The following is a 5,771-nucleotide window of genomic DNA, read 5'->3' as shown; positions in this document are numbered from 1 at the left end:
GTGAAACGCTGCAGCCCCGATGATAGTGCATCTCTAGGTTGTGCGAAAGTAGGACGTCGCCAGTAATACGCCCCGTCTCTTGGAAACAAGAGACGGGGCCATTTTTTTGCCCGAATCTGATGGAGGCAGACACGAAATTCGTGAACGGGAATAGCAGCGGTCCGATCATTCACGTGAAAACCGGAAAGTGATCGCGATCGCCACTCTCGCTGTCATCCGCAAACTCGACAGTTTGTCCCTTGATTCGCAATTCATCAGGTGCGCCGTTTCGGTTGCCAGTTCGCTATGCGCGCGCCGCCGGAGAGCTTCGCCACAATTTAAACGAACTGACGTGCCCCTTGCGATGGCGGGGATTGCCGGGTCGTCGATGGCGTCCGTGTGAAAATTGGTTCCCGCGGTATTGGATGGGCGACGGCGATGGCGTTTGAGGCCCCGGCGCGACGGACGTCAGGCAATTTCACGGTTTTTCTTGCTCCACCCCTCGCTGCGGTGAATAAGGGGGCAGGGTTTTCATTTTATGACAAAGGGCCAACCTGTTTCCGATTATGTCACGATCGGCTTCGAGAAAATCGAACGCGATCTGCGATTCTTTATCGAGTGCCTAGGCGAAGTGCTGGGCGAGCTCGGGCTGAGTGATCTCGCCAGCCATTTACCGTGGTTTGGATCCGATCCGGCGGAGTTCGATGCGACGAGAGTCCCCACCCAGATCGGGCTCGTCTATTCGATCGCTTTTCAACTCCTGAACATGGTCGAGGAGAACGCGGCCGCCTACGTCCGTTCCTTGCGGGAACGAGAGCAGGGCGTGACAGCCGAGCGAGGGCTCTGGGGGGAGCGATTTGCGAAGTTGAAGGCCGACGGGATCCCGGAATCCGTCATCGGGGACACGCTCGCTCGTGTGCGGGTGGAGCCGGTTCTCACTGCGCATCCCACGGAGGCCAAGCGACTTGCGGTGCTCGATCAGCATCGGTCGCTTTACGCTTTGTTGGCGGGGCCCGATCGGGAAACGCTGCCGGCGTCCGAACTGCAATCATTGCGCGTGAAGACGAAGGCCGCCTTGGAGCGCTTGTGGCGGACCGGCGAAATTCTGCTCGAAAAGCCCACGCTGGCCGACGAGCGCCGCAACGTCCTGCACTATTTGCGCGATGTTTTCCCATCCGTCCTGCCGGAGATCGACGAGCGCCTCGATCATGCGTGGTCGGCGGCCGGCTTCGCTGCGACGCGTTTGCGGGACGAAACAAAGCTGCCGCAAATTCGCTTTGGCATGTGGGTGGGTGGCGACCGCGATGGCCACCCGGGCGTCACGGCGGAAGTCACCGCGGAAACATTGGAGCGCCTGCGGGTGAATGCCTTCGTTGTCTTGCGCCGCCAACTCATGGCACTGGCGGAAAAGCTGAGCCTTTCCCAATGGATGCAGCCGCTGCCGCAATCCTTGGTGGCGGCCCGCGAAAAGCTCGCGGAATCGCTCGGCGAAAAAGCACGGGCCGTTCTTTCCACCAATGCCAGCGAGCCGTGGCGGCAATATGTGGAACTGCTGATCGAGAAGCTGCCTATCGAAACCGCACCACATCAAATTTCCCAACTGCACTCCGGAGTGGGCAGCTACGAATTCGCCGGCCAACTGGCCGCGGACTTGGGCACATTGCGCGATTCACTCGTCGAAGTCGGCGCGCAGCGACTGGCGGATTCTGACGTGCGGCCCGTGCTGCGCGCGGTGCAAGTCTTCGGCTTTCACCTCGCGCAACTCGACATCCGCCAGAACAGCGTCTTCCACGCGAAGGCCTTGTCGCAGCTCATGGATGCGGCTGGCCTCGATGGGAGCCAATGGGAGGAGTGGACCGAAAATGAGCGCCTGCGTTTCCTCGAAAAAGAACTGCGTTCGCCGCGCCCGTTCCTGCACACCTCAGCCTCCGCTGGCCCGGAAGCCGACGCGGTCCTCGGCTGCTATCGAGTGCTCGCGGCGCATATCGCGCGTTGCGGCGCGGATGGCATCGGCGCGCTGATCATCAGCATGACGCGACGGCTTTCCGATTTGCTCGTCGTCTATGTCCTGGCGCGTGAAGCGGGACTCACGCGCACCCTGCCCGAGGGACTCGTCTGTGTCCTGCCCGTGGTGCCGTTGTTTGAAACGCTCGACGATCTCGAGGCGGCGCCGTCGATTCTGGGCGCATTTATCGAGGAGCCAATGACGCGCCGCAGCCTGGATTTTCTGTCCTGGAACTGGGGCCGCGAAAAACTGCCGCTGACCCAGCAGGTGATGGTCGGGTACAGCGACAGCAACAAAGACTCCGGCATTTTTGCGAGCCAGTGGGGCCTGCAAAAAGCGCAGGCCCGCCTGGCCCAACTCGGGCGCGACGCCGGTGTGCGCATCCGCTTTTTCCACGGTCGCGGCGGCACGGTCAGTCGTGGCGCCGGTCCCACGCATCGTTTCCTCGAGGCGCTGCCAAACAACTCGCTTTCCGGCGACATCCGGCTCACCGAGCAAGGGGAGACGATTGCGCAGAAATTCGGCCACTTTGTCACCGCCACTTACAATCTCGAACTGCTCCTCGCGGGCGTCACGGCCACCACGATCGAGCACGAGCGCAGCGCGCCCATGCCGCCCCCGCTCGCGCCTGTGCTGGAGCGGCTTTCCCGCGCGAGCCAGCAGGCGTATCGCCGGCTGCTCGACACCGAGGATTTCATCACTTTCTACCGGCAGGCCACGCCGATCGACGCGCTGGAACATAGCCGCATCGGGTCGCGTCCCTCGCGTCGGACGGGGAAACCCAGCCTGGCCGATTTGCGCGCGATTCCATGGGTGTTCAGTTGGATCCAGTCGCGCTTTTATGTGCCCGGCTGGTTCGGCGCGGGCTCCGGGCTCAAGTCACTCACGGAAGCAGAGCTGGCGGAAATCAAGGACCAGCTTCGCACCTGGCCATTCCTGTATTACGTGCTCACCAACATCGAAGCCAGTATCGCCAGTACCGACCTGGAATTGATGCAGGCCTACGCGGGAATGGTGCAGGATCCGGCGCTGCGCGAGCGGTTCATGAAGATCATCGTCGATGAATGGAATCTCACGCGCGAGATGCTGGAAAAGCTGCGCGGGGTGCCCATGGCCGATCGCCGTCCACGTATGCTGCGGACATTGAAACTGCGCGCGGAAGCCTTGCGCGTGCTGCATCTACAGGAGATCCATTTGCTTACCAAGTGGCGCGCGTGCCGCGCTGCGGGAGACGAGGCCGCCGCCGAGAATATGCTCCCGGATCTGTTGCTTTCGATCAACGCGATCGCCAGTGGCTTGCGGACCACGGGGTAGATCGCCCGGTCTTCTCCCTCTCGGCCGACAATCCTCAGCGCGCCTTTTTTTGTCCGTTGGGTGATGTGCCCGTCGAGATATTCGCGGCCACGGCATTGGCCGGTACGGCGTTCGATTTGGTCGCGGCGTGGCGATAGGTGCCGAGCTTGCCGAAGGAATAGTACGGCACGTAGCGGTCTGGCGATACGGTGTCCACGGCGATGGGATCGGCGCGGTCGGTGCAGTCGAGGATCCACCAGCGTCCGTCGCAGCGCCAGTAGATCCAGGCATGGCTGGTGCGCAGGCTCTTTTCCGCCTTGCCGATCACGAAGAGCGCGCCGGCGTCGGCAAGATTATCGTACAGCCAGAGGGCCTTGGACTTGCAATCGCCAGAGTGCTGCACCTCGGTGAGTTTCGGCGGATCGGGCCGGTAAGGGTCGCGCGAGACGTACTCGAAACTGTGCCCTACTTTCATCAAATGACAGGCCTTGGCCATGGAAATGCCGTGCGGTTCCAGGCTGGCGATCACGGACCGGACACTGCCGAAGTAGCGATCGTAGGGCGTGGAGGAAGTGGGCTGCATTTCCAATTCGCGTCCTCCCGGTGGCAGGGGAAAGGAAGCACGCAGAAAGGGTTGATCCTCGTCGCTCTCCCGTAGCGGGACATCGTGGCGAAAATTGGCCCGGCGAAACTTTGCGTCCGTCGCGGAAGGAGCGGCCGGATCCTGCGCCGCCATGGCCGGCAGGGCAACGAGCGCTAGCAAAGTGCTGAGATCACGTGGGCGCATGGGGGAGAGGCTAGCTGGGGCAATGGGGATGGCAACACCGCCTTCTGCGGTTTGTTTCGGGTTTCTCCATCGGGGATAAGCCGGTGGAGTTGCGTGCCTGTGACGGACGGATAAGCTGTCGTGGCCATGAGCCAAATCTTCAGTGCCGCCGGCGCCCTCGTGGACCGGATCAAAATCAATGCCGTCTCGCGGGAATGCCGCGATGGCCGCGCGCTGTGGATCAAGCGGCGGCGGTGGACTGCGCGCCCGATCATGGCTTGCGCCAATCGCTTTTTCCGCCTGGCCGGCAACCCCATCCAGGCGCTCGATGAACTGGCGATTTGGCAGCGCTGGGAGGTGGATTGTTTCCTGCAATTGCACGGCGGGGAATTTCAGGCCTTTGCCGAGGGCGCGTGCGCGGTCGCGGCCGAGGAAGTGCCGGGGAAAAGCCTTTCGCACCATCTCAGTCATGGAACCCTTTCGGCGCGGATGCTGGAAGCGGCGGCGCGGGAGTTGCGCCGGGCGCACGAGGCGGAGTGCGCGACCTTCCACGGCCCGTGGTCGCACGGCGATCCGCACTCCGGCAATTTCGTGTATGAACCGTCGGCCGATCGCGCGCGCTTGATTGATTTCGAGGTCATGCATCACCCCACGATTGGTGCCGATGAGCGTCATGCCGACGACCTGTTGATTTTCCTGCAAGATTTGGTGGGGCGCATTTCCATTGAGCAGTGGATGCCGAGTGCGCGGGCGTTTCTTTCCGCGTACGATCGACAGGAGATCGTGGTGCTCTTACGCCAGAAGCTGTTCGTGCCGCGCGGTCTGCCGCGGGTGTGGTGGGCGGTGCGGACGACCTATCTGGGGGCGGCGGAATTGGAGCGGCGGCTCCGGGCGCTCCGGGAAAGCATTTAGGCGCCGCCGCCGCCCAAATCGTTGCGGGCGACGAGCCATTCCTGCACCGGTTGGCCGCCGATGAGGTGCTCCTGGAGGATGCGCTCGAAACGATCGGGCGTCATCGCTCCGTACCACGTGCCCTCGGGATAGACGACCAGCCAGGGCCCGCCGGCGCAGATGCGGAAGCAGCCGGCTTTCGTGCGCATGGCCTTCTGGCCGGTTTCGCGCACGCGTTGCTTCACGTATTCCCACACGCGCTCGCCGTCGGCCGACGCGCAGCAATCCGGGCCGAGGCACAGAAACAGATGGCGTTCCGCACGGGCGACACCGGCCTTTTCGAGTCCAGCTTGAATGGCTTCGTTCATGGTGGCGGAGAAGTACTGGCAGTTCCGGCGGTGGGAAAAATGCCGGCCAGCCGCGTGATCATCCGCGCTTCCCACTCGGGTTGCAATTGCACGTAGACCTCGTGATCGATGAAATGGTCGTAGAGCCATTCGGCGTCGCGCAGGCGGGCTTCGTGCACGAAGCCGAGGCGCGGTGGAATAGCGCGGCTGCGGGTGTTCCCCGTGGCGCAGGCGATGGCCAGGCGGTGCAGGTTCAACGCGGCAAAAGCATGATCGACGAGCACCTGGCAACTCGCGGTGACGAGCCCTTGCCCCTCGTGCGCCTCGGCGAGCCAGTAACCGATGGACGTGCTCCGGTTCAGCCAGTCGATGCGATGATAACTGGCGATGCCGACAATATGGCCATCGAGCAGGATCGCGGCGTGAATGTTGTGGTTGTTCTCGGCCTGCTGCACGACATCGATCACGAACTGGCGCGCATCCGCGAGCG

General features: G+C 62.7%; 5 protein-coding genes. 2 read left to right on the top strand and 3 right to left on the bottom strand.

Annotation, left to right across the window (positions count from 1 at the left end; all coding sequences use genetic code 11):
- Positions 1–517 precede the first annotated feature (517 nt).
- Entirely contained in the window at positions 518–3,298 is a 2,781-nt protein-coding gene (locus tag ABJF10_RS28800) for a phosphoenolpyruvate carboxylase (protein WP_348548055.1), read from the top strand.
- A 34-nt stretch (positions 3,299–3,332) separates the two neighbouring features.
- On the opposite strand, the gene ABJF10_RS28795 is transcribed toward ABJF10_RS28800, so the two are convergent.
- Positions 3,333–4,064: a hypothetical protein gene (locus ABJF10_RS28795; protein WP_348548054.1), complete on the bottom strand. Its 732-nt coding sequence runs from the start codon at positions 4,062–4,064 to the stop codon at positions 3,333–3,335.
- Between the two features lie 126 nt (positions 4,065–4,190).
- On the opposite strand from ABJF10_RS28795, the gene ABJF10_RS28790 reads away from it, so the two are divergent.
- Positions 4,191–4,955 carry a hypothetical protein gene (locus tag ABJF10_RS28790; protein ID WP_348548053.1) on the top strand — a complete coding sequence of 255 codons (765 nt, stop codon included), beginning with the start codon at positions 4,191–4,193 and terminating at the stop codon, positions 4,953–4,955.
- On the opposite strand, the gene ABJF10_RS28785 is transcribed toward ABJF10_RS28790, so the two are convergent.
- Both ABJF10_RS28785 and ABJF10_RS28780 read right to left on the bottom strand, forming a co-directional pair.
- Positions 4,952–5,302 (bottom strand): (2Fe-2S) ferredoxin domain-containing protein, encoded by a 351-nt coding sequence (locus tag ABJF10_RS28785; protein ID WP_348548052.1) that lies wholly within the window; start codon positions 5,300–5,302, stop codon positions 4,952–4,954. The two genes, ABJF10_RS28790 and ABJF10_RS28785, sit on opposite strands and share 4 nt — an antisense overlap.
- The coding region (locus ABJF10_RS28780; RefSeq protein WP_348548051.1) for a GNAT family protein at positions 5,299–5,771 on the bottom strand (473 nt) is incomplete at its 5' end. The genes ABJF10_RS28780 and ABJF10_RS28785, both read right to left, overlap by 4 nt.

Source organism: Chthoniobacter sp., from assembly GCF_040003245.1.
Taxonomy (GTDB): domain Bacteria; phylum Verrucomicrobiota; class Verrucomicrobiia; order Chthoniobacterales; family Chthoniobacteraceae; genus Chthoniobacter.
Note: the sequence above shows the minus strand (reverse complement) of the source record. Positions and strands in the feature narration are given on the sequence as shown.